This window comes from Halovulum sp. GXIMD14794, from assembly GCF_054457455.1.
The window spans coordinates 894,986-917,937 of record NZ_JBTLNF010000003.1 but is presented as its reverse complement, the minus strand read 5'-3'; the positions used below and the strand labels follow the sequence as shown (position 1 = coordinate 917,937).

General features: G+C 62.4%; 20 protein-coding genes and 4 tRNA genes. 9 read left to right on the top strand and 15 right to left on the bottom strand.

All coding sequences use genetic code 11. From position 1 onward, the window contains the following. Positions 1-497: 497 nt before the first annotated feature. Positions 498-845, top strand: a complete 348-nt coding sequence (locus ACW9UR_RS06655; RefSeq protein ID WP_458916151.1) for a hypothetical protein — start codon at positions 498-500, stop codon at positions 843-845. 2 nt (positions 846-847) lie between these two features. Here ACW9UR_RS06655 and ACW9UR_RS06650 read toward each other — a convergent pair whose 3' ends face one another. The 3 genes from ACW9UR_RS06650 to ACW9UR_RS06640 are packed head-to-tail and all read right to left on the bottom strand — an operon-like array spanning position 848 to position 2,885. After that, on the bottom strand, positions 848-1,648 hold the full coding sequence (locus ACW9UR_RS06650; RefSeq protein WP_458916150.1) for a metal ABC transporter permease: 801 nt from the start codon (positions 1,646-1,648) through the stop codon (positions 848-850). Further along, positions 1,648-2,409, bottom strand: a complete 762-nt coding sequence (locus ACW9UR_RS06645; protein ID WP_458916149.1) for a metal ABC transporter ATP-binding protein — start codon at positions 2,407-2,409, stop codon at positions 1,648-1,650. Before ACW9UR_RS06645 ends, ACW9UR_RS06650 begins: the two co-directional genes overlap by 1 nt. Then, entirely contained in the window at positions 2,406-2,885 is a 480-nt protein-coding gene (locus tag ACW9UR_RS06640; protein ID WP_458916148.1) for a Fur family transcriptional regulator, read from the bottom strand. The genes ACW9UR_RS06645 and ACW9UR_RS06640 overlap by 4 nt, the downstream gene beginning before the upstream one ends. Before the next feature lie 77 nt (positions 2,886-2,962). Between ACW9UR_RS06640 and ACW9UR_RS06635 the strand changes: the two genes are divergently transcribed. Next, positions 2,963-3,958 carry a zinc ABC transporter substrate-binding protein gene (locus ACW9UR_RS06635; RefSeq protein WP_458916147.1) on the top strand — a complete coding sequence of 332 codons (996 nt, stop codon included), beginning with the start codon at positions 2,963-2,965 and terminating at the stop codon, positions 3,956-3,958. Here ACW9UR_RS06635 and ggpS read toward each other — a convergent pair. The 3 genes from ggpS to ACW9UR_RS06620 are packed head-to-tail and all read right to left on the bottom strand — an operon-like array spanning position 3,955 to position 7,386. Further along, entirely contained in the window at positions 3,955-5,463 is a 1,509-nt protein-coding gene (ggpS, locus tag ACW9UR_RS06630; RefSeq protein WP_458916146.1) for a glucosylglycerol-phosphate synthase, read from the bottom strand. The two genes, ACW9UR_RS06635 and ggpS, sit on opposite strands and share 4 nt — an antisense overlap. Next, on the bottom strand, positions 5,453-6,247 hold the full coding sequence (locus ACW9UR_RS06625; protein WP_458916145.1) for an HAD-IIB family hydrolase: 795 nt from the start codon (positions 6,245-6,247) through the stop codon (positions 5,453-5,455). The genes ggpS and ACW9UR_RS06625 overlap by 11 nt, the downstream gene beginning before the upstream one ends. Beyond that, a complete protein-coding gene (locus ACW9UR_RS06620) occupies positions 6,244-7,386 on the bottom strand; it encodes an NAD(P)H-dependent glycerol-3-phosphate dehydrogenase (protein ID WP_458916144.1) in 1,143 nt (380 codons plus the stop codon). Before ACW9UR_RS06620 ends, ACW9UR_RS06625 begins: the two co-directional genes overlap by 4 nt. 531 nt (positions 7,387-7,917) lie before the next feature. Between ACW9UR_RS06620 and ACW9UR_RS06615 the strand changes: the two genes are divergently transcribed. Beyond that, on the top strand, positions 7,918-8,811 hold the full coding sequence (locus ACW9UR_RS06615; protein ID WP_458916143.1) for a UTP--glucose-1-phosphate uridylyltransferase: 894 nt from the start codon (positions 7,918-7,920) through the stop codon (positions 8,809-8,811). 92 nt (positions 8,812-8,903) lie between these two features. Here the strand turns inward: ACW9UR_RS06615 and ACW9UR_RS06610 are convergent, their stop codons facing one another. The 3 genes from ACW9UR_RS06610 to ACW9UR_RS06600 all read right to left on the bottom strand — a co-directional run bounded on the left by ACW9UR_RS06610 (position 8,904) and on the right by ACW9UR_RS06600 (position 10,339). Then, positions 8,904-9,983, bottom strand: a complete 1,080-nt coding sequence (locus ACW9UR_RS06610) for a calcium-binding protein (protein WP_458916142.1) — start codon at positions 9,981-9,983, stop codon at positions 8,904-8,906. Between the two features lie 173 nt (positions 9,984-10,156). Beyond that, a tRNA-Asp gene (locus ACW9UR_RS06605) sits at positions 10,157-10,233 on the bottom strand. Between the two features lie 29 nt (positions 10,234-10,262). Continuing rightward, positions 10,263-10,339: transfer RNA gene (locus ACW9UR_RS06600), tRNA-Asp, on the bottom strand. A gap of 224 nt (positions 10,340-10,563) precedes the next feature. On the opposite strand from ACW9UR_RS06600, the gene ppk2 reads away from it, so the two are divergent. Together ppk2 and ACW9UR_RS06590 are read left to right on the top strand one after the other, a co-directional pair. Beyond that, positions 10,564-11,481, top strand: coding sequence for a polyphosphate kinase 2 (gene ppk2, locus ACW9UR_RS06595; protein WP_458916141.1), 918 nt, complete (start codon positions 10,564-10,566; stop codon positions 11,479-11,481). Positions 11,482-11,540: 59 nt separating this feature from the next. Beyond that, positions 11,541-12,020 carry a hypothetical protein gene (locus ACW9UR_RS06590; RefSeq protein ID WP_458916140.1) on the top strand — a complete coding sequence of 160 codons (480 nt, stop codon included), beginning with the start codon at positions 11,541-11,543 and terminating at the stop codon, positions 12,018-12,020. On the opposite strand, the gene ACW9UR_RS06585 is transcribed toward ACW9UR_RS06590, so the two are convergent. The 3 genes from ACW9UR_RS06585 to ACW9UR_RS06575 all read right to left on the bottom strand — a co-directional run bounded on the left by ACW9UR_RS06585 (position 12,017) and on the right by ACW9UR_RS06575 (position 15,857). Beyond that, positions 12,017-13,318 carry an HlyD family type I secretion periplasmic adaptor subunit gene (locus ACW9UR_RS06585; RefSeq protein ID WP_458916139.1) on the bottom strand — a complete coding sequence of 434 codons (1,302 nt, stop codon included), beginning with the start codon at positions 13,316-13,318 and terminating at the stop codon, positions 12,017-12,019. The genes ACW9UR_RS06590 and ACW9UR_RS06585 overlap by 4 nt on opposite strands. Positions 13,319-13,322: 4 nt before the next feature. Further along, the gene (locus ACW9UR_RS06580; RefSeq protein WP_458916138.1) at positions 13,323-15,107 is read right to left on the bottom strand and encodes a type I secretion system permease/ATPase; all 1,785 of its coding nucleotides are present in this window, start codon (positions 15,105-15,107) and stop codon (positions 13,323-13,325) included. Positions 15,108-15,212: 105 nt separating this feature from the next. Continuing rightward, complete coding sequence (locus ACW9UR_RS06575) at positions 15,213-15,857, bottom strand: TIGR02466 family protein (RefSeq protein WP_458916137.1); 645 nt, start codon at positions 15,855-15,857, stop codon at positions 15,213-15,215. 318 nt (positions 15,858-16,175) lie between these two features. Here ACW9UR_RS06575 and ACW9UR_RS06570 point away from each other — a divergent pair, with 318 nt between their 5' ends. Continuing rightward, positions 16,176-16,967, top strand: coding sequence for a hypothetical protein (locus ACW9UR_RS06570; RefSeq protein ID WP_458916136.1), 792 nt, complete (start codon positions 16,176-16,178; stop codon positions 16,965-16,967). 96 nt (positions 16,968-17,063) lie between these two features. Next, positions 17,064-17,729 carry a hypothetical protein gene (locus ACW9UR_RS06565; protein WP_458916135.1) on the top strand — a complete coding sequence of 222 codons (666 nt, stop codon included), beginning with the start codon at positions 17,064-17,066 and terminating at the stop codon, positions 17,727-17,729. 58 nt (positions 17,730-17,787) lie between these two features. Here ACW9UR_RS06565 and ACW9UR_RS06560 read toward each other — a convergent pair whose 3' ends face one another. The 3 genes from ACW9UR_RS06560 to ACW9UR_RS06550 form a co-directional block, all read right to left on the bottom strand. Then, the gene (locus ACW9UR_RS06560) at positions 17,788-19,716 is read right to left on the bottom strand and encodes a hypothetical protein (protein WP_458916134.1); all 1,929 of its coding nucleotides are present in this window, start codon (positions 19,714-19,716) and stop codon (positions 17,788-17,790) included. A 324-nt stretch (positions 19,717-20,040) separates the two neighbouring features. Then, positions 20,041-20,116: transfer RNA gene (locus tag ACW9UR_RS06555), tRNA-Val, on the bottom strand. A 29-nt stretch (positions 20,117-20,145) separates the two neighbouring features. Continuing rightward, a tRNA-Val gene (locus ACW9UR_RS06550) sits at positions 20,146-20,220 on the bottom strand. Between the two features lie 314 nt (positions 20,221-20,534). On the opposite strand from ACW9UR_RS06550, the gene ACW9UR_RS06545 reads away from it, so the two are divergent. Both ACW9UR_RS06545 and ACW9UR_RS06540 read left to right on the top strand, forming a co-directional pair. Beyond that, complete coding sequence (locus tag ACW9UR_RS06545; RefSeq protein WP_458916133.1) at positions 20,535-22,181, top strand: hypothetical protein; 1,647 nt, start codon at positions 20,535-20,537, stop codon at positions 22,179-22,181. Positions 22,182-22,288: 107 nt separating this feature from the next. Continuing rightward, the gene (locus ACW9UR_RS06540) at positions 22,289-22,849 is read left to right on the top strand and encodes a cysteine dioxygenase family protein (RefSeq protein ID WP_458916132.1); all 561 of its coding nucleotides are present in this window, start codon (positions 22,289-22,291) and stop codon (positions 22,847-22,849) included. Positions 22,850-22,952 lie beyond the last annotated feature (103 nt).

Sequence of the window (22,952 nt, the reverse complement as noted above, 5' to 3'; positions counted from 1 at the left end):
GGAACCTCCCGCCGGCCGAGTTTGCGGAGAAGATCAGGCTGGAAATGCGCGCCGCATAGCCCCAGAAATCAACCCACGGACTCTCCGGAAACTCGGAGGAGAGTCGGGTCTCAGGTCACAGGCGACACTACAAAGGACCGTGCCATGGAATAAGGGCCGATAACCGCACTGCTTCCCTGCGGCGTTATCGTGTCGACCGTTCCTGCCGTAAACCAAGGTTAGAAACCGCCCGACTTTCAGCACATTCCCGCCCACATTCCAGATTTGCAACTTGATTGCTCGCATTGCCCCCTGCACCCTTTTCTCTGTGCTGGATGTGGGGGAAGTCTATGAGAATGTCTGCTTTCGGCCGTCAGCTCGAAGCTGAACGTAATTCATCGAACTCAGTAGTTGGTACGCTTTCTGCACGGCTCTTCGGCATTGGCCGAGACTGGTCCGCGGGCAAACGGCTCGACGGGAAAACAACTGAGGCTATTTCAGCCGGGCGTGCGCCGAGGGTGGGGCGGCGCACCCGGAGGCTCGGGCACGACCTTAAGAAGGTCGGTCGCCCGAGCCGCCGAATTCGGCAGAGTTGGGCGCGAGCACTGAAGCGCCTGGGGCGCGAGGAGGTCCGCTACGCGCTCGATACCACGGACACGCTGCTGATCTCTGGGGCCGAGAGGGTCGTCTTCGTCGACACCGGCCTGACGAACGGCGCCGACCGGTATCCGACCCGAACCTTCGTGCAGAACTGGTTGGGCGAAAGCCTCGACGAGGAAGAGCAGAACCAGTGGCGGATCCGCCTCGTCGTTGTATTCGGGTTCGCGGCAACGCTCGCTCTGGTTCTCGGAGTCGCCGGGAACTGACGCTACCGCCCGCCGGCTACGCCGAGGGGCCGGACCATTTGCGCCAGGACGAACAGCGCCGCAGCCGCCGCAACGATCGTGGGGCCTGTCGGGCTGTCCAACTGCCATGAGGCCCAGAGACCCAAACCGACCGACGCGATCGATAGAAGCACCGATATCATGGCCATGGCCTCGGGAGTGCGAGCCAGCGGCCGTGCGGCGGCGGCCGGGATCACCAACATCGCCGTGATCAGCAGCGCACCGACGATTTTCAGGGCGACCGCCACCAGCGCTGCCAGGGCGCATGTCACCAGAAACTGTTCTCGGCGCGGGTCAATGCCAGCAGCCTGTGCCAGTTCCGGGCTGACGGTCGCAGTCAACAGCGCCGACCAGCGCCAAGCGATCAGCCCCGCGATGCCGAGCGCCCCCAGCCAGATCACGCCGAGCTCAACCTTGGTCACGGCGAGGATCTCACCGAAGAGAAAGCTCTCGACGCTGAGAGAGGCCGGCGCCGTCAGCGCAAGCGCCACCAACCCGATGGCGAGCCCCGCGTGTGCGGCGACACCCAGCAACGTATCTTCGGCATAGAGCCGTCCGCCCAGGCCCGAAACCGCCAACGCGACGGCGAGCGCTACCGCCAGCACTCCGGCCAATACCGGGATCTGCAGGGCCAGTGCCAGCGCCACGCCCAGGATCGCCGCGTGCGATGTCGCGTCGCCGAAATAGGCGATCCTCCGCCAGACCACGAGACAGCCCAGCGGACCCGCCGCCAATGCCAGCGCGATACCCGCGAGCGCAGCGCGAACAAGGAAATCGTCGAGCATCAGCCTGCCTGCTGTTCGTGTTGATGATGGTGATCGTGGTGATGCCCGTGGTCGTGGGCATGCGGATAAAGCGCCAGCGCGCCGCCGGTGCCGACCCCGAACAACGCCCGGTACTCCGGCGCGTCCGAGACCACGTTGGGGGTACCCTCGCAGCAGATGTGGCCATTGAGGCAGATTACCCGGTCCGAGGCGCTCATGACGACGTGCAGGTCATGGCTGACCATCAGCACCCCGCAGCCGAGCGCATGGCGGACCTCATCGATCAGCTGATAGAACGCCGCCTCCCCCGGCTGGTCGAGACCCTGTGTCGCCTCGTCCAGGATCAGCAGGTCCGGTGCGCCCAGCAGCGCGCGTGCCAGCATGACGCGCTGCGTCTGCCCGCCTGAAAGCGATACCACCTGCGCCTCGGCGTGGTCGGTCATGCCGACGCGTTCGAGCGCCCGGTCTACGGCCTCACGCGGCACCCGCGTCGGCAGGCCCAGGAAGCGGGCCACTGTCAGCGGCAGCGTCGGGTCGAGCCGGAGCTTCTGCGGCACATAGCCCTGCTTCAGCCCCTTGGCCCGGTCGATCCGCCCCCCGGTCGGCTTCAGCGCACCGATCAGCAGTCGCAGCAGCGTGGTCTTGCCAGATCCGTTCGGGCCTACGACGGTTACGACTTCTCTGCGATGCACCGAGAGGTCGACGTCCCACAGCACCCGGCGGCCCGAGAGGTCCACCGACAGGCCATCAGCCCTAATCAACGTATTCTCCTGAAGGCTCATGCGGGCGCACACTCCGGGCACAGTCCCACCGCCTCGATCGAGCTGCGCTCAAGTGTGAAGCCGGCTTCCTCGGCGGCCTCGGCAAGCGCGGTGCGGGCCTTGGGCAGTTCGGTTTCCTCGACCCGGCGACACTCCCGACAGATCAGGAAGGCAGGCCGGTGCGCACCCTCGTGCACGCAGGCGATGAAGGCGTTGAGCCTGTGGATCCGGTGCACCACCCCAGCCTCGACCAGGAAGTCCAGGGCGCGGTAGGCCACCGGGGGCTGCGAGCCCATCCCCTCGTCTCTGAGCCGCGACAGCACATCGTACGCGCCCATGGCCTTGTGACCCTCGGCCAGAATCTCGAACACGCGGCGGCGCACGGGCGTCAGGCGCAGGTTGCGCTCAGCGCAATCCGCTTCCAGCCGCTCAGCGGCGCGGTGCATGCAGGCGCCGTGGTCATGCCGCTCGAACGCCGAACCGGTCTCTGTGCTCATTCCCGATGCCTATTGTAATACTATAACATATCATCTAGCTGTAGCGCGCCTCAGTTGCAACCACGAAAGGATTGCCCATGCGTGCCGCCGCCCTCGGCCTCGCCACTCTCAGCCTGACCGCCCTGCCCGCTCTTGGCGACGCCCCCAAAGTGGTCGTGGACATAGCCCCCGTCCACAGTCTCGTGGCGCAGGTCATGAACGGCGTCGGCTCGCCCGAACTGATCGTACCGGCCGGCGCCTCTCCGCATCACTTCTCGATGCGCCCCAGCCAGTCCGGCCTGCTAGCCGACGCGGAGCTGATCGTACAGGTCGGCGGAGGATATACGCCGTGGCTTGACGAGGCCGAGGCCAGCCTTGCGTCGGAAACGCGCCGGCTCGAGCTGCTGGCTGCCAAGGGCACCGTGCGGCTGCCGGTGCGCGAAACAGCCGTATTTGGTGAGGCGGACCATGCGGAGCATGAGCACGAGCACGAGCACGATGACCAAGAAGAAGAGCATCAGGAAGCGCACGACGGACACGACGAGCATGAAGACAAGCACGACCATTCGAACATGCTCGCCGATCCCCACGCCTGGCTCGACCCCGGCAACGCGTCAGGCTGGGTGCGCGTGATCGCGGACACGCTCTCGGACCAGGACCCCGAGAACGCAGAGACCTATTCCGCAAACGCCGATGCGGCGATCGAAGCGCTGGCCGTGCTCGACAACGAAATCGAGACATTGGTTGCGCCCGCCAAAGGCAAGCCTTTTGTCGTTCTTCACGACGCCTATCAATATTTCGGCGCGCACTACGGTATGGACGCGGTCGGCGCGATTACTGGCGGAGACGCTGCAGCTCCGGGACCGCGCCGGATCGACGAGATTCGCGAAGCAATCCGCGCATCAGGCGCGATCTGCGTCTTCGCTGAACCGCAGCAGGACACCCGGTTGATCGACCTCGCCGCGGAAGGCGCCGAGGCCCGGGTCGCGCGGCTCGACCCATTGGGCGCGGATTTCGAGATCGGGCCGGAGCATTACGCCCAGACGCTGCGCGCCCTGGCGCAATCGCTAGCCGACTGCCTGACGAACGGCTAGGCCGGAACCTTGTCGGCGGCGCTGTCCGAGGTGTCGCCGATCCCCAAAAGCCCCATCTGATCCTCGGCCCAGTAGCGGATGTCGTGGCTTCGCACCGTCTTGCGAAGCTCGGCCATACGAGTGCGGCGCTCCTCTTCGGGCATTTCCAGCGCGGTGTCGATCGCCTGATCCATCGCGCGGTGCGAGAACGGGTTGGTCAGCACCGCCGACGCCATCTCGACAGCCGCCCCGGCAAATTCCGACAACACGAGCACGCCATCACCATCGGTCCGCGCGGCGACGAACTCTTTCGCGACAAGGTTCATCCCATCCGCCAGTGGCGTGATCCAACATACGCTGGCCGCCCGGTAATAGGCGATCAATTCGTCGAAGGGCACGGCCGAGGAAATCAGCGACACCGGCTGCCACTCGAACGAGCCGAAGGTGCCGTTGATCCGGCCCGCAAGGCTCTCGATCTCGGTCTGGACCTCTTCGTAGGCGGTCATGTTACGGTTTGCACTGACCGACACATGCATCAGCCGCACCTTGCCGCGCAGATCGGGCCGCCGTTCCAGAAGGCGTTCGTAGCTTTGCAGCTGCTCGACCCCGCCCTTGGTGTAATCGGTCCGCGAGACCGAGAGGATCAGGTCGCAATCGCCTAGTTCGGACTTCACCTCGCGGGCCCGGGTCGCAGTTTCTTCCAACGCCGCCTTGCGGTCGATGAAGTCCACATCTACACCCACGGGCGCCGCGCTGATCGTGACCTTGCGGCCCTCGTGCATGACCTCGGTCGGCAGGCTGCGCTCGGACAGCGCGGTACCTTCGGAAATCATGTCCGACGGAACCCGCTCGCGCCGGGTCACATCGACATCGAACAGCGATCGGGCGACCGAGACGAAGTTCGCCGCATAGCGCGGGATGTGAAAGCCGACGATGTCCGCATCCAGAAGGCTGCGCACGATCTCGTGCCGCCAGGGCAGCACGTTGAACATGTCCGCCGCCGGGAACGGCGTGTGGTGGAAGAAGCTTATCCGGACGTCCGGCCGCAGCTTGCGCAGGTATCCCGGGACCAGCCACAGGTTGTAATCGTGAACCCAGACCGAGGCGCCTGGCGCGGCCTCGGCGGCGGCGGCCTCGGCGAAGGCCCAGTTCACCTCACGGAACGTCGGCCAGTCGACCGGGTCGTAGTTGTAGCGCTCCTTGAAGCTGTGCAGGATCGGCCAGAAAGCCTCTTTCGAGGTGACGTGGTAGAAGCTCGACACCTGCTCGGCAGTCAGCGGAAGTCGCGATACGGTATACTTGCCGTAGCTGTCCTCGATCTCGATCACCCGCTCGAAACCGGGATCCGACGTGTCCTCGGCCAGTTTCCACGCCACCCACGCGCCCTTCTGAACGCGGCCGAAGAACCCTTTCAGAGTGGGCACGATGCCGTTCGGGCTCTTGTTCTCCTTGAAGACGATCTTTCCGTCTTCCTCGACTTCCTCATAGGGCTGGCGGTGGTAGACGATCACCAGATCAGAGGGCATGGAGCTCTCCTTTCGGTACGGGGTGAAGGTTGAAGGCCGCGACCGCCTCAAGGATGCCGGCGGCGCCGATGGCGCAGGCCTTGTGCACCCGGTCATTGTCACGAACCCGGTCGAGAAGCGCGGCCTCGGACCCGCCTACGGCCACGGCCTTGAGGCCGCATTCCAACATCGACAGATCGTTCATCGTGTCGCCGGCGGTGAGCACGCGCTCCTCTTCGATATTCAGGTGGTCGACCAGCCGTCGCAGCGACGGCCCCTTGCTGACCCCCTTGGGCAGCACGTCGAAATAGCGGTCGTCGGATATCAGGTGATCCAGTTCCATCGCCGCCACCTTGTCCTTCGCGGACGGGTCGAACCGCTCGGCGTCGAGATCGTAGCTGACACGGTAGCGGAAGGCGGTCGGCTGAAGCGTCAGCCCGTCGTGACCGTCGAGCGCCGCGCGCACCCGCGCCCCGGCGTCCTGCCAGCGCGCGGAGATATCCTCCTCCAGCGCCTCGATCGGGTGCAACCCGTGCGGTGCCTCGACCCGTGCAATCGTCGTGCCGACGTCGCCCACGGCATAGTCGGGCCAAGGAACGCCGCGCTCGCCGCATAGCTCGCGGATGAAATCCGGATCGCGCCCGGTCACGAAGATCAGGCCGATGGAGGTGCGGTTGTCCTCGATCCAGTCGTAGAGACGCCTTCGCTCGCTCTCCGAGCCTCCCAGAAAGGTGCCGTCCAGGTCGGTGGCCAGCACAAAACGTTTCTTGTCCAGATCCTTGGCTGTCTGGTGGGAACGGGTCACGAGATCTCCTTGGCAAAGTCCGGGATGGCCGACAGGTCGGCGGGGTGATCAACATAGATGTCCAGCATGTTCGGCTCCGCCTCGAGTGGGCTGGACCAGAGCCGGGCGAAGGTCTCGCCCAGCGGAGCGCCCTCATGAAGGATGCCGTGGACGGCCTCGGCAATTGGCATGCGCACGCCGATGCGGCGCGCAAGATCGATGACCGAGACGGCGTTCACTTCACCCTCGACGACGACCGGGCGGCCCTCGAAGCAGGCGTCGCGCGCCAGCCCCTGCCCCAGCTGCACGCCCAGCGACATGTTGCGCGACGTCTGCGAGGAGCAGGTCAGCGTCAGATCACCCGCCCCGGACAAGCCGGTCACGGTCTCGCGCCGTCCGCCCAAGGCCTGGGCCAATGTCTTCATCTCGTCGATGCCGCGGGTGATCAAAGCAGCGCGGGTGTTTTCGGCGAAACCGGCGCCGGTCATCATCCCGCAGGCGATGGCAATGACGTTCTTGACCGCGCCGCCAACCTCGACCCCGACCAGGTCGTCCGAGATATAGGGGCGGAAAACCGGCGAACTGACCGAGTAGGCGAGCCGAACCGCGGTCGCGGCGCGCGGTCTGAGACGATCCTCGTAGGTGAATGGAAAGGCCACGGTGACGGCGGTGGGAAATCCCTTCGCCGCTTCGTGAGCAAAGGACGGACCGGACAGCGCACCGACGGGATGACCGGGAAGCTCCTGCTCGACCACCTGGGCGAGCAACAGGCCGCTCTGCACCTCGATCCCCTTGGCGCACAGCGTGACCGGGACGCCCTGAGGGAGGTATGGCCGCATCCTGGCGCTCATTTCTCGCACCGTGGACGAAGGCGTCACGAGCAGCACTGCGTGTGCGTCAGCCAGGGCATGTGCGAGGTCGGCCGTCGCCTCGATCCCCTCAGGCAGCTCGATCCCGGGCAGGTACTTGTCGTTCCGTCCGGTCGACTGCATTCCCGCGACGGTTTCAGGGTCGCGGGCCCACAGCCGGACTTCCCGCCCCGCCTTGCGCGCCACGGCAGCCAGCGCAGTTCCCCAGGCGCCGCCACCAATCACGGCAATGCGGTCGTAGGGGGCGGGTTTGGTCGGGTCTTTGCGGACCGGTTCTGGACCTAGCATCATTCGTGGAACCTGCGTGCCTTCTGCTTCGTTTCTCGTTCGTGCGCCGCAAGGCGAAACCGACCGTCAACGAGACGGAACCGGATGCGCGCGAAAGGCCGACTACAGAATGCCGCCAAACGCGTGCTCATGACAGGAGGTAAAGGGACCGAAGGGAAAATCAAGCTTTCGCACCCGCAGCATGATTGCCGGGGACAGGTTTTGTCCGATATTTGTGCAAACTCTGACGAGAACAGAACAGATGGGCATCAAATCCCCGGATCCGGCGCGAAAGAAGGGCGGACCTATCCGACAGAATACAGGTTTCTACCCGGCGGACACGTAGGAATTTGAGGAAATACGTGTCATGTTCAGTCATGGCACGAGCACAAGCGTGATCGCTGAGTTCTGAAATCGAGCGAAGACCGATTTTTGAGCACCTGAACAAAACTGAGCAATTTTCCGCCACTTTCTTGACGTGAGGCGGAACTGATGTACCGTAAGACAACGAACGCAACATGCTGCACCGCAGCGTAACCAGGAGCAGATCGACCCATGTCCGAGTGCCCGATCAAGACCGCCATCTTCCCCGTCGCCGGACTGGGAACGCGCTTCCTGCCGGCCACCAAGGCAACACCGAAAGAGCTTCTTCCGGTTATCGACACGCCCCTGATCCAGTTCGCCATCGACGAGGCGCGGGCCGCCGGCATCCGCCGCATGGTCTTCGTCAGCCACCCGCTCAAGTCGGCCATCGAGCGCCACGTGAAAGCGGACGCCGAACTCGAGCAGCAACTGCGCGAGAAGGGCAAGCACGGGATCGCCGATCACCTGGACCAGGCAGCGATCTGCACCGAGACCGAGGAAGTCGTGTTTGTCATGCAGCACGAGCCGCTGGGTCTGGGACACGCGGTCCTGTGTGCTCGGGAACATGCCGGTGACGGGCCGGTGGCCGTCGTCCTGCCCGACGACCTGATCCTCGGGAAGCCGGGTTGCCTGGCCGAGATGATCGCCGCATACGATCCGACGCGCGCCGGCCACATGGTCGCGACGATGAACGTGCCGCGCGAACAGGTGTCCAGCTACGGCGTGCTGGCCCCGACGGCGCTCAATGGCCGCACCGTCTACGCCGAGGGCATGGTCGAAAAGCCGAAACCCGACGTAGCCCCCTCCACCACCGCCGTGGTCGGGCGCTATTTGCTCGACAATCGCATCTTTGACGCGCTCGAAACGCAGGACCCGGGCGCAGGCGGCGAGATCCAATTGACGGATGCCATCGCCCGTGGCGTAGACGATATCGGCTTGGCCGGGTTCGAGTTTTCGGGTCAGCGCTTCGACTGCGGCTCGAAAGCGGGGATGCTCGCCGCGACGCTTCACCTGGCCTCGCAGCACGCCGACTATAGCCAGGTACTCGAAGAGTTCGTGTCTCGGCGGACCCACGTAGCGGCCTGAATCAAGGCCGCCGTAGAAACGCAGAAGGAGCGCGGAGATGATCCGCGCTCCTCTTCATTCGCGCCGAGAGATTTAGCCCGGCGTTAGACCGATCAGAAGATCATTATGTCCTCGACCAGCAGGGAGCCATCGGCGATCCCGGCGAAGGTGATCTTGTCGGCGCCCGGGCCGCTGGCACCTGCCGAGAAGTCCAGGACGAACTCGCCGTCGATCGTGGTCCCGTAGGTATCGACAAGCTCCTGCGCGGTATCGACCTCGGGGTCCCCCCAGATCGCCGCGCTGATCTTGAGCGTGTCGATCCCAAGCTCGAAGTCGGTGATGTAGTCGCCGTCGATGTTGCCTTTAAACTGGAACGTGTCTGCATCGGCGCCGCCGGTCAGGATGTCCCGGCCAACCTTGCCGTCCAGCAGATCTTCGCCAGCACCGCCGTCCAGCTCGTCCTGACCACGGCCGCCTCGCAGCACGTCATTGCCCTGGTCGCCGAACAGCTTGTCGGCACCGCCGCCGCCCTTCAGCACATCATTGTCGAGGTTGCCGCGCAGCTCGTCGTTGCCGCGGCCGCCCGCAAGGCGGTCATCACCCTTGCCGCCTTCAAGAGTATCCGCGCCACCGCGACCCCGAACGATGTCGTTCCCGAGACCGGCGAAGAATGCGTCGTCGTTCCCAAACCCGGTGTAGACATCATCCTCGGTCTTCTGGACATCGCCGAAGAAGTTGAAATTGATGAAGTCCGAGGTTCCGGCGTTCGGACCCGAGATACTTTCGATGCTGTCGTAGAGGGACTGCATGCCGTCAACCGTCGTCCAGTCAGGAAAGTCGGCCGGATTGGTTTGATAGAAGAAATCATAGGCATCGAGGTAGTTGCCGTTGTCGTCCTCGGTCTCGAATTCCAGAACCGTCGCGACACTCCCGTCGGTCAGTTCGACCTGTCCGAAGTGGAAGAAGAGTCCCTCGTCATAGCTGAGCGGCTCTCCGTCGATGAAGAGGTTCACGTAGAAGATATCGGGTTCAATCTGCGACCAATCAGTCGGGTCATCACGGACGACGTCATAATTCCAGCCGTGATTGTCTTCAGCGGCGACAATGGTGAGAGTGACTGGCTCCGCCTCGATAACCGTGCCGGTGCTGTCGTTGACGTCGAAGTTGGCGCCGCCGATCGTATAGGTAGTCATAATGTAGTCTCCGGATTGCAATCTACGGACGAACGTCCGCTGCCTCTGGAAGACCGGAAAATCATGACCGGAAAGTGAACACGTTCGGGCGATCCTGCGACATTCGCCCCGAACACGAAATCGACGTCACACCACTTTGTTTCCGAGGAGCATAATGTAAGCATTAAGGGGCGTGGCGCGGTTGACGGGGCTCGAACCCGCGACCTCCGGCGTGACAGGCCGGCACTCTAACCAACTGAGCTACAACCGCTTTTGCGGCCAGCGCCGTAGTGGGGGAAGTGGCGCGGTTGACGGGGCTCGAACCCGCGACCTCCGGCGTGACAGGCCGGCACTCTAACCGACTGAGCTACAACCGCCCTTCCCCGGCAGGGCCATCGGCCCCGCGGTCCGGTCGTAATACGGATGCACCGAACCATCGTCAAGCGGATATCTCGCGTCGGATCGATGATTGTCCGAAGCGCCGCGCAGCACCCGTCCCGAAGGCTTGCCGATACCGCAACAAAACCGTCATCATGGGGTGATGAATTGCGCGCAGCCCGGGCTGCCCGCGGCGAGATCACCTTTGAGCGGAAGGCACTCCATGACGATTCCCGACGACATGAACAAGGCGGACTGGCTCGAGGCGGAACTGGCCGACACGCTGGACGAAGATTACGAGCTCGAGATCTCGGAACCGGCGCTCTCGATGGAGATCCGCCGCCTCTACCGCGAAGCGCATCCGCCCAGCATCGAGCGCCGCGACTATTTCCGGAAGTTGCTGGCGCTGCAGTCCGAGCTGATCAAGCTTCAGGACTGGGTGCAGTATCGCAGGGAAAAGGTCGTCGTGATCTTCGAGGGTCGCGACTCGGCCGGCAAGGGCGGCGTCATCAAGCGCATCACTCAACGCCTGAACCCGCGGATCGTACGGACCGTCGCCCTGCCCGCCCCCTCGGACCGTGAGAAGACCCAGTGGTATTTCCAGCGCTATGTCCCGCACCTGCCCGCGGGCGGCGAGATCGTGCTCTTCGACCGCTCCTGGTATAACCGCGCCGGGGTCGAGCGGGTCATGGGCTTCGCCGACGAAGACCAGGTTGAACAGTTCTTCAACGACGTCCCCGAGTTCGAGCGTATGCTGGTCCGCTCGGGCATCCGGCTGGTCAAGTACTGGTTCTCGATTACCGACGAAGAGCAGCAGCTGCGCTTCATGATGCGTATCCACGACCCGCTGAAACAGTGGAAGCTGAGCCCGATGGACCTGCAGTCCCGCGTCCGATGGGAGCAATACACCAAAGCCAAGGAAGAGATGTTCGCCCGGACGAACATCCCCGAGGCGCCCTGGTATATCGTCGAGGGCAACGACAAGAAGCGCGCACGGCTCAATTGCATCGACCACCTGCTGACGCTGATCCCCTACGAGGAAGTGCCGCACGAAGAGGTCTCGCTGCCCGACAGGGTCTTCAACCCAGAATACGAACGCAAGGTGCTGCCGCCGGAGCTTTATGTTCCGCAGAAGTACTGACGGACCAAAGCTTTGCATGATGGGCCCGCCGGGATAGGATCATTGGCGGGAGGACCACCATGACCGATCAGATGACCGCCGTCTCGCCTCGCCCTGCCCGCCTGCCGGTGGCGCTGATCTGGGCTGCGACGCTCGGCATCTTCGCCGCGCTGTTCGTCGCCGAGGACTTCTCTCCCGATCAACCGCGCGAGGCGATCGAAGTACGGATCCTGTGGATCAATGCAATCACCCATGCGATTGGCGGCGCGCTGGTGGCCTGGCTGCTCTACGGCCTCTTCGCCCGAAGTGGTATCGTCGGGATGCTGCTGGCTTTGCTCGGCGCGGTACTGGTAACGCTTATTGGCGGGCTGATCGGCGGTGCTCTGGATGCGGTCGTGGGGCAAGTCCTGGGCTCGGGTGGAGCCGCCCTTTCGGCAATCCGCATCGGGGTTGGTGCGATCACGGTCCCGTTTGCCGTGGCCGAACAGCCTGCCAGCGGGCTTGGCTGGCTGGCTGCCACTGTCCTGTCATACTTCCTGGCACGGCGGTCCGCAGGTTAGTCGCGGAATGCGCGATCCAGATAGGTCATGACCGGTCGCATCATGTAGTTCATCGGCGTACGGCTTTCCGTCGAGAAGAACGCCTCCACCGGCATCCCGGGGATCAGTTCCCTCTCACCAAGCTTCTCGATCTCTCCGGGCTTCAAGCTGACGATCACCTCGTAGTGCGCCTTCTTGGTGATCGGGTCGACAAAGGCGTCGGCCGACAGCTGGATCACGTCGCCAAGAATGATCGGAATGTGCCGACCGTTGAAGGCGGTAAACTTCAGCTGGGCGTTCTGACCAAGGAACACCTGGTCAATGTCCGAGGAATCCACCTTAACCAGCACCATAGCCGGTGCCGCATCCGGAATGATCATCATCAGCGGGCTGGCCGCCACAACGACCGAACGAAGCCCCAGCACCTTGGAGTCGTGGATCCGGCCCGAGATCGGTGCCCGGATATCCAGCCGCGAAAGGTTCGACAGGATCGAGGCACGCTGTTCGAGAAACTTGGCCCGGTCCGGACGCAGTTTGCTGAGCTCCGCTACTGCAAGCTTCTGCTCCTTCGGTATGATGGTATGCCGCTTCAGCTCGATCTCGGAAATCTTGCCGCGCAATTCCGCGATACTGGCCTCCAACCGTCCAATCTCACCGTTTACCGCAGTAAGGTTCTTTTGAAGGTTGAACAGTTCCGCCTGCTTGAGAAGCCCCCGATCGGCGAGGTCCATCAGACGGTTCATCTCGTCGTCGATGTATCCCTTCTCTTCGCGCTTGGCTGCCACCTGCGCTGCGATTCCCAGGATCTGCGACTCTGCCTGAGCGACCTGCTCGTCCAAGAGCCGTGCTTCAGTGGTAAACGCCTCGAACTGCGCCGTCAGTTGACGCTGCGTACGCTCGACCAGCTTCCGGACTTCCGCCCGATCGCTCACGGCTTCTTCCAGCAACGGATGCAGGACGATGTCAGTCCGGCCATCGATCTCGGCTTCAAGGCGTGCGATATTGGCCAGCGTTTCGAAGAGACTTCCCTCCACGACTTTGAGGTCTGACCGAAGCTGAGCGTCCTCCAGCCGCACGACCACATCCCCCGCGTCGACCTGGTCGCCATTGAAAGCAAAGATCTCGGCGACGACGCCGCCGATCGGATGCTGTACGGCGGTCATGGTATTTGAGACCTTGATCGTTCCCTTGCCAATGACCGCCCCAGCGATGTTGGCTCGCGCGGCCCAGGCGCCGATCAATGCCGCAAGCATCACGAGCGCGCCGACGCTCAAAAGCAGCGGCGAGCGAGCGTTCCAGGTCTTGCGTTGCCTGTCCATGCTGTCACGCGCCCCCCTTTTTGATCGTCCCGGAGAGTTTCTGCTTCGACAGCACCGTCACCCTACCCGGCTCGGTTTTTGCAGCCGTACGCGAGCCGCGCTCGTGGATACCGTCCCCCTCTGCCTCGATCTTCTTTTTTGAGACGAGCGCGCCACCCTCGAGTTGCATCCGCGTTCGCGTCTGCTGCACCTGAAGCGGCTTGCGCGCCAGAAGAAGGATCGCCCCGCCACGCGATAGGATGCCGTCGAACGTCCTGCGCATGGTTTCGGGAAGACGCTCGAGCAACATACTGTCAGGCTCGTCGACGATCAGTACCTTCGGCTCGTGATAAAGCGCCCGTGCCAGCGCAACCTGCTGCCGCTGCCCTTTCGAGAGAACGCTGCCGTCAGCGTCGATCACTGTCTGATACCCTTCAGGCAGCGCGCTGATCCAGGCATGCAGGCACGCCTTCCGCGCCGCGGCGGCGATCTTCTCCGGAGATGCCTCGGGATCAAGGTGTGAGATATTTTCGGCCAGCGTACCATCGACGAAACCGGGCACTTCGGGCACAAAACCAAAGTTGTGCGCTTGCTCTTCGTCGGTCATCCGCGAGACGTTGTGACCATCGCACAGGATTGTGCCGCCACTACGCTTTCTCAATCCCATGATCGTCTCGGCCAGGACCGTCTTGCCGCGCCCCGAACTGCCCAGGATCTCCACCATCTCGCCCGGGGCGATTTTCAGGTTGAGCGACTTCAAGAGCGTCTTCCCGGTCAGAGGCGAACGTACGGATACACCGTTCAACTCGAGGCGAACGCGCGGATTTCCGGCTTCGTCGGTCACGGGCCGCTCGGTCGCGGCGTCCCAATCATGGAGGATGCCGCGCAGGCGCTTCCAGGCCTCCATCGCCTTGCCGATCGCCGGGATCTCCCCAACGAAGCGGTTTACCGGGATCAGCACCCGCGAAACAAGGAACATGCTGGCCACCATCGCGCCCACGGTCAGTTTGCCCTCCAGCGCGAGATAAGCGCCCGTGGCCAGCACGCCATATCGCACGATCAGAACCACGGTCGAAGACAGGTGATCGTACCAGGTGGTCCAATCCTTGAGCGCGATGGCATTGTCCCGGCCGCCCGCCCGCGCCGCCATCCAGCGCTGCTTGAACCCTGTACTCATGCCTTGCGACCGAACCACGCTGCGCGAGGCCGTGACCATGTTGCGTAGCTCGGAAATCTGCCGCGTGCTTGCCAGCGAGCGCTCTTCTCGGCCACCAATAAATGCGGTCCTGATCAGCATCAGCGCGAGCATCACGACCATGCCGCCGAGGCAGACATAGCCAAGCAACGGGTGCAGCAGAAAGACCACGGCGACGAACATCGGCGTCCAGAGAAAATCCATCACCGCAATCAACCCGCCCGAGTGGAAAAACCCACGCAGCGAGTCCGCCTCGTCGAGCCCGGTGGCGGGTTTGGAACGCCCCCGCGGGAACATGTCGCTCTGGTTCGCTGCACCGAGGATCGTGACTTCCAGTCGCTCCTGGAACTGCGCGGCGAACCGCGCGACGATCCGCTTTCGCGCATAGTCGAGCAGGCCCAGCACGACCATCAGTACCACGACCATGAAGAACAGCGCGAAGAGCGTCTCCTCGGATCGGGAAGTCAGCACCCGATCATAGATGAGGATCATGAACAGCGGCCCGCCGAGGCGCAGGACGTTGACGACGAAGCTCAGTCCGAACGTCGTCAGCAGCAGATACGCACCTTGCCTGAAGGCGTTGCGCGCAGAGCTTTCGAGTGTACCGGTCCCCATACCGTCCCCAAACCTTCCTTACCAGGGCGATGCCAGCGCAAGCGAGGTCCGAGCCAAGTGATCGGCCCGGTCTCCGACGTTCCGGCAGAACCGGTCGTTTGTTGATCAGGCCTTCACCTGGTTCAGGTTGAAACTGATGATGACCCGGTTTCCGGCATCCCCGGTCTCGTCGGTCGTGTTGGGATCCACACCGTGGTAGAGCCACGCGGGGAAAATGATCATCCGGCCAGGCTTCGGTTCGAACCGGACCTTGGTCCAGTAGTCCCGATGCCGCTTGGCGTTCGGCTTGTAGCGCGGCTGGTTCATCAGGTTCATCGTCCTCGGTTCGATGAACTCGATCCGACCGCAATTCTGGGGGGCCTGGACGTAGTAGACGCCGCTCCAGAGACAACCTGGGTGGATATGGGCCCGGTTCGATGCGCCCGGCGGGTTGATGATCGACCACATGGTACCGATCTTGAGAACCCGGCTCGGGTCATAGCCCATCTCATCGCACATCCGGCCAGTGGCATCGCCGATCAGGTTCACCACGGGCGCATAGTCATCTTCCTTGTGGAGATCATTGTGGCTGTGCCAGCCGCCAAGTTCGGCGAAGTTCGAGCGCGCGATTCCCTTGCGGTCGCGATCCCGCTCGGAATAAATCATCCGAAGAAGGTTATCATTCAGAGAGTCGGGACCAGGAAGATCAACCTGGAAGATAGTCGTCGGGAAGTAAGTCCGCTTGTAGAACTTGTAGTTTTCGTAGTTCATAGTTCCCCCAATGGTAGACACATCTCGGATGTGCAAAGTTCGTCGGGCCAGTAACCCACGCCGCCCCGCCGATCACTTTCACTCAAGCGATTCCTTACGCTACGTCAATCGTAAGCGAAGCCGCTCGAAAAAGCATCATTCAGAACCCTCCCCGGAAACTGGCGTGCGCCCAGGTCCGGCTTCTTGGCAGCCAAGGCAAACCCATGCATGATTGCGGAAGCTACCCCGTGCCGCTCCATTCAGCGTTTGTCGTGTCGGCCATTCATGTCCTCCGACCAGGAAGGAACAAGAAACTTGCCTCGATCAGCATGGTATCCGGTGGTCAGCTTCGCCGCTGTGGGGCTCATCACAGCATTCGGGTGTTTGCCGCCGAAACCCGGCAAGGCCGCCGAACCGATCTATGGCGACACTGCCGGAACCGTATTTGACATTATTACCGCGACCGATCCGAGCAGTTTCAAATGCCTCGAACCTGTCGGCCAAGGATCGCGCCAAATCTGGGACAAGCGCGTCGATGGCGAGCCTGTGGTAGAAGCATTTCTATTCCTTGCCCACTACGACGATGGCACAAATATCGAGATAGCCGTCAATCCCGAGTTCGGCACACGCGAGGCAGCCCAGGCCGAGGCCCAGAGATTTGCCGATCCTCTCGGTCGCCTGCCAACCGTGCTCCGCGCCGGTATTCGGAAGTTCAGCATCCACGACGGGGACGAGGGCTTTCATGCCGGAACAGGACAGATCGTGGTATATGCCGAAAAGGCCAGCCAGCGGGAAAGCTACAATCACCTCGAGGAAAGCCTCTTTCACGAAGCGGTTCACGCCTCTCTGGACGAAGAGCACAGATTAGCGCCCGGCTGGCTGGAGGCGCAAAAGCGTGACGGCCGCTTCCTGACCACCTATGGCATGCAATCCCCCGAGCGCGAGGACCTTGCCGAAACCGCGTTATTCGCCTTCGCGATCCTCCATCATCCCGAGAGGTTTCCGCCAGTCGACACCGAAGACACGCTGGCTGCCGTCCCCAACAGGATCGAATACATCCGGGGGCACCTGTTTCCTCCCGACGCTCCACTCGTCTACCAGGTTGCGAGCACGCAATCCTGTAGCGGCTAGCGCAAGGCTATTTTGCCCGTGAGTCCCGGAACCTCGTCACGTGGTGCAACCGCTGCAGACTGGCTAGAGGCGCACGGCCTGACGCACGACGAATGCTTGAAGATCCTCGAAGTTTCGCCACCGTTGCCTACCGGAAGCCCGGCTGAAACGATGAAGGTCTCTTCTCGACCGCAGGAAATCTGGACACTCTGCGCAGAGGCCTTCAAGCTGAAGCTTCCAGCAGCGGTGCAGGAGATCGAAACCGTCCGAACGAAGGTAGGCGTCGACTTTTCCCCCGACACCGACCGATTTCCCCGCGCCTTTACGGTGCATCATTCAGGCACCGGATTGCCGTTCGTATCCTGCCCCTGGCGCGGCGAACTCAGGGACGTCCTCGCCATCTCCCATGAATTCGGACACGCATTGCAGCTCGTCCTCAGCGCCGGCAAGCGTATGCCACCAGTCACCCGGGAACTCTGCGCGTGTCTCTCGGAGTTCTGGAACGCGGAATATTCCGTATCAATCGGCCAGCATTGGGCCGTGCAATTATCGGCCCTCCTCCAGATGCGGACCCACCTAGCCGTCACCAGAACGGGCCCCAAGTTGATCGCCGCGCTCGCTGATCCACAGGCGCCCTATTCCTACACCTGGAATTACCCGCCGGCGCGCGCTCTGGCGCGAATTTCGAACGACAAGTTGGGTAACGACGAAACGCTATCGATCTTCCGCGCAACGACACCGCTTAAGTCCCTTCTGGGTCTTCTCCCAGTCGAGGCCAGATGAAACAGAAAACCGCGCCCTTATGGGCGCGGTTCAGTTCTCTTAGACGCCGAAGGCGTGATTAGACCGTATCAGTGGCCTCGTCACCCTCATCGCCCTCATCTCCCTCGTCGTCCTCGTCACCTTCGTCGTTCTCATTCTCCTCGTCGCCTTCGTCACCTTCGTCGTTCTCGTCATTCTCGTTGGCTTCGTCGTTCTCGTTGCCTTCGTCGCCTTCGTCGCCTTCATCACCGATGGTCACAAAGACTTCATTGCCTTCGTCGCCCTCATCTCCCTCGTTGTCCTCGTTACTCTCATCAAACTCGTCCCCTTCGTTTCCTTCGTCGCCCTCATCGCCTTCATCGTCCTCGTTGTTCTCGTCGAACTCATTCCCTTCATCGGCTTCGTCGCCTTCATTATTCTCGTTGGCTTCGTCGCCTTCATCGCCTTCGTCGCCTTCGTTGCCCTCGTCACCCTCATCGCCTTCTAGGCCAATATTGAAGCCTTCATTACCTTCGTTGCCCTCGTCACCCTCATTGCCCTCATCACCCTCATTGCCCTCGTTGGCCTCATCGCCTTCGTCGCCTTCGTTGCCCTCGTCGCCTTCGTTGTCCTCGTTGTTCTCGTTTCCTTCGTTACTCTCGTCGCCTTCGTCGCCCTCGTTGTTCTCGTTATCCTCGTTGCCTTCGTTGTACTCGTCTCCGTCGTTGCCTTCGTCGTTCTCATCGCCTTCGTCGCCTTCATCACCTTCGTTGAATTCGTCGCCTTCGTTTCCTTCATTGCCTTCGTTGTTCTCGTCGCCTTCGTCGCCCTCAAAACCCTCATTACCTTCGTCGCCTTCGTTGCCCTCATCTCCCTCGTTGTTTTCGTTACCTTCGTCGCCTTCAAGGCCGAGGTTTACACCTTCATTTCCTTCGTTTCCTTCGTCCCCTTCATTATTCTCGTCGCCCTCGTTTCCTTCGTTGCCTTCGTCGTTCTCATTTCCTTCGTCGCCCTCAAGGCCCTCGTTGCCTTCGTTGCCTTCATCGCCTTCGTCGCCTTCGTTCGCCTCGTTGCCCTCGTCCCCTTCGTTGCCCTCATCGTCCTCGTCGTTCAGGAAACTCTCTTCGTCGCCTTCCGAACCTTCGTTGCCTTCATCGCCTTCATCATCCTGGGAAACTGAGGCGCCGAAGTCTTCGTTGCCCTCGTTGCCTTCGTCGTCCTCGTCGCCTTCGTCGCCTTCGTCATTCTCGTTGTTTTCGTTGGCCTCGTCCCCTTCGTTGCCTTCGTCGCCTTCGTCGCTTTCGTTCCCCTCGTCGCCTTCGTTGCCTTCCTCGCCTTCGTTACCTTCGTTGCCCTCGTCGCCCTCGTCGCTTTCGTCGTCCTCGTCGCCTTCGTCGCCTTCATTGCCCGCGAAAGCCTCGTCGCCTTCGTCGCCCTCATTGTCCTCGTTGTTCTCGTCGCCCTCGTTGCCTTCGTTCCCCTCGTCGTTCTCGTTGTTCTCGTTGTCCTCGTTGTTTTCGTCGTGCTCGTCGCCCTCGTCGCCTTCGTTGTTCTCGTTGCCCTCGTTGTCCTCGTTCCCCTCGTTCCCCTCGTTGCCGTTTCTGTCTATCTCGTCGCCCTCATTATCTTCGTTGCCCTCGTTGCCCTCATCGCCTTCGTCCGCCTCGTTGCCTTCATTGCCTTCGTTGTCTTCGTTGCCTTCGTTGCCTTCATTGCCTTCGTTGCCTTCGTCGGCTTCGTTTCCTTCGTTGTCCTCGTTACCCTCGTCGCCTTCGTCGCCTTCGTCGTCCTCGTTCCCCTCGTTGAACTCGTCGCCTTCGTCACCCTCGTCGCCTTCGTTACCCTCGTCGCCCTCGTCGCCTTCGTTGCCCTCGTCGGCCTCGTTTCCCTCGTTGCCTTCGTCGCCCTCGTCACCAGCCTCGCTGAAGCTGATCGGCGCAAACAGGTCTCCCTCTTCGAGAGCCTTGGCGATCAGGGCTTCCAGGTCAGTTACGGTTTCGGTGATCTCGAGGGTGATGATATTGGTCATGGGATATCTCCAAGGTCTGGTGGAGCGCTGCTTGCGCGAATCCATCAAGGTTTTCGGTGAGACGGATTTCGGAGCAGCCGTGCGGTGAACTTGGAGCACCGGGCCAACAGGCCGAACCCAGAGGGTACAATTTGTGCGCGCCGAGGCAGTGTTCTGCAACTTGGCGCCACCACCCCATTTCATGACGCAAGAAGATTGTTCGGCACGATTGACGTTAAGTCAATCTTGGCGCACCTCAGACCCGGGCAATAATCACTGCTTTGAAGGCTGGGGTTGTATCACCGTGCGAGGGATGCCCGCATGCCGCGAAGGTTGCGGGTCGCGTGGTGGGTGATGAGAGACTCGAACTCCCGACATCTTCGGTGTAAACGAAGCGCTCTACCAACTGAGCTAATCACCCGCAGGCGACCCGGAAACGGGGTGCGGTGATGGTGGGTGATGAGAGAGTCGAACTCCCGACATCTTCGATGTGAACGAAGCGCTCTACCACTGAGCTAATCACCCGCCGGTGCTGGTAGATACAAAAGCCGGGCGGGCTGCGCAAGAGGGCTTGGGCCGGAAATCGCCGGGAGGATGAAAACCGCGCTTTTCATCGTGAAAACCCCCTTAAGCCCATGATATTCAATCTGAAAACTTCCTTGAAACTTCGTTAATGCGCGGAATGGCATCACCGGGAGCAGGTTCTCAGACCGCCCTGCCCGGCTCGACCACGCCCTACAAGGGCCAATCCGTGCTATGTTGGCGGCGCCGCGGCCCGGCCCCGATCCCGCGCGTCTGCGCCGAAGGCCCATGCCCGGCTCATGGAATTGGGGGATGACATGACACCGGAATTCGACCTGGGACAATATTCGCGTACCGTCACGACGCGCTCGGACGCGGCGAAAGCGCAGTTCGATCAGGGACTGGTCTGGCTCTATGGCTACAATCACGAGGCGGCCGCCGCCTGTTTCGAGAAGGCAATCGAGGCCGATCCGGACTGCGCCTTGGCGCACTGGGGCGTCGCGCATGCGATCGGCCCGAATTACAACAAGCCTTGGGAATTCTTCGAGCCCGAGGAGCGGGTCGCGACGCTCAAGCGCGCACATGACGCTATTGCCGCGGCCCAGGCGCTGAAGGATCGCGCCAGTCCCGTCGAGGCGGCGCTGATAGAAGCCATTGCGGACCGCTTTCCAGAGGATCCAGAAATCGAGGACTACGGGCCCTGGAACGACGCGTTCTCGGACTCGATGCGCAAGGTGTACGCGGCGCACAAGGACGACCTGGACGTGACCGCGATCTTCGCCGAGGCGCTGATGAACCGGACGCCTTGGCTGCTCTGGGACCTGCCGAGCGGGACACCGAAAGAGGGCGCCTCGACGCTGGAAGCGCAGGCGGCGCTTGAGACCGCCTTCAACGAACTGCCCGGCGCCTGGGATCACCCGGGCCTGCTGCACTTCTATATCCACCTGATGGAGATGTCGCCCTGGCCCGAAAAGGCGCTGCGCCACGGCGACCGCCTCGTAGACCTGGTGCCCGACAGCGGTCACCTCGTACACATGGCCACGCATATCGACGTGCTCTGCGGCGACTACCAGAACGTGGTCTGGCGCAATCAGCGGGCAGCGGCGGTGGACCGGAAGTACGAGGAAATGGCCGGCGGCGAGAATTTCTACACGGTCTACCGCATCCACAACGTCCATTTCGCGGCCTATGGGGCGATGTTCCTCGGTCAGCCCGAGCGCGCGCTCGCGGCCTCGGAAGAGCTGATGCGGATGCTGCCGGACAACGTGATCCGCTTCTTTCCCGATCTTTTCGAGTCCTTCTATGGGAAGAAGATCCACGTCATGGTGCGCTTCGGAATGTGGAACGAGATCCTGGACGAGCCGTTCCCCGAGGATGCCGAGCTCTACAGCTACACCACTGCCGCCATGCACCAGGCGCGGGCCGTAGCTCTGGCGAACCTCGGGCGGCCGGAGGAGGCCCGCGCCGAGCGCGACCGCGCTGTCGCCGCACGCAAGGCGGTGCCCGAAAGCCGGCTGGTCTTCAACAACACAGCCGAGGACGTGCTGCTGGTCGGCGAAGCGATGATGGACGGCGAGATCGCGTTCAAGGCGGGCCAGGTCGAGGACGGGCTCGCGCATCTGCGCCGCTCTGTCGAGCTGGACGACGGGCTGGTCTATGACGAGCCGTGGGGCTGGATGCAGCCGACGCGCCACGCGCTGGGGGCGCTCTTGATGGACGACCGCCGCTTCGAGGAGGCCGAGGCCGTCTATCGCGCGGACCTCGGGCTGGACGATACGCTTGCACGGGCGTGCCAGCACCCACGCAACGTCTGGAGCCTGCACGGGCTGCACGAATGCCTCGTCCACAGGGGAGAACTGACCGAGGCGCGGCACATCAAGCTGCAACTGGACCATGCGGTTGCACGGGCGACAGTGCCGATCCGCGCGTCCTGTTTTTGCCGGAAGGCGGCGCAGGCGGCCTAGGACTTCGACTTTGCGGAAAGCGCGCGAAGGACCAGCACGAATCCGGGGGATGCTGCGGGGAGTACCGACCCGTTTCCCCCTATATTTGCAGTGATACGGGGAGCCCGATGACACGCTATTCGGTAGAGGAATACGCCCGCGACATACGCGCAGTAGTCGCCAGTGAAACCGCAACGAGGGCGATCACCGACCGTATAAAGCCGCTCGCGCTGAAGCTCGCTTCGGAGGCTCATTGGTTCGAGGACAAGTATCGATACACGGACGAAGAGCAAGGCTTCGGGCTGCACCTGTTGCACGAGGAAGCTAATCACGACCTCGCCGTCTTCGTCATCGCCTGGGCGCCCGGCCGCGGTGTGCCTCCGCACAACCACAAGACCTGGGCCGTCGTGACCGGTATCGAAGGGCAGGAGCATGAGACCAGCTATCGCCGATTGGACGACGGCTCGAAACCGGGCTTTGCCGAACTCGAGGCGATACGCGAAGAAACCCTTTATCCGGGTACTGCGGTCTGCTGTCAGCCCGATGACATACACAGCGTGTTCAACAACGGTGAAGCGGTCGCCGTGTCCCTGCATACATACGGCCGACACCTGAACCATACTGGCCGGTCGGCGTTCGATGTAGAATCGAGAACCGAAACGCCGCTGCTTGTGAAGATCGAGACGTAGAACCCGCCAGAACGCGCGGTAAGGTGCATCGGCGGAACCGCGGCGTGCAAAAGAAAACCCCTGCCCCGTTTCCGGGACAGAGGCTATTTCAGGACGCCGGGCC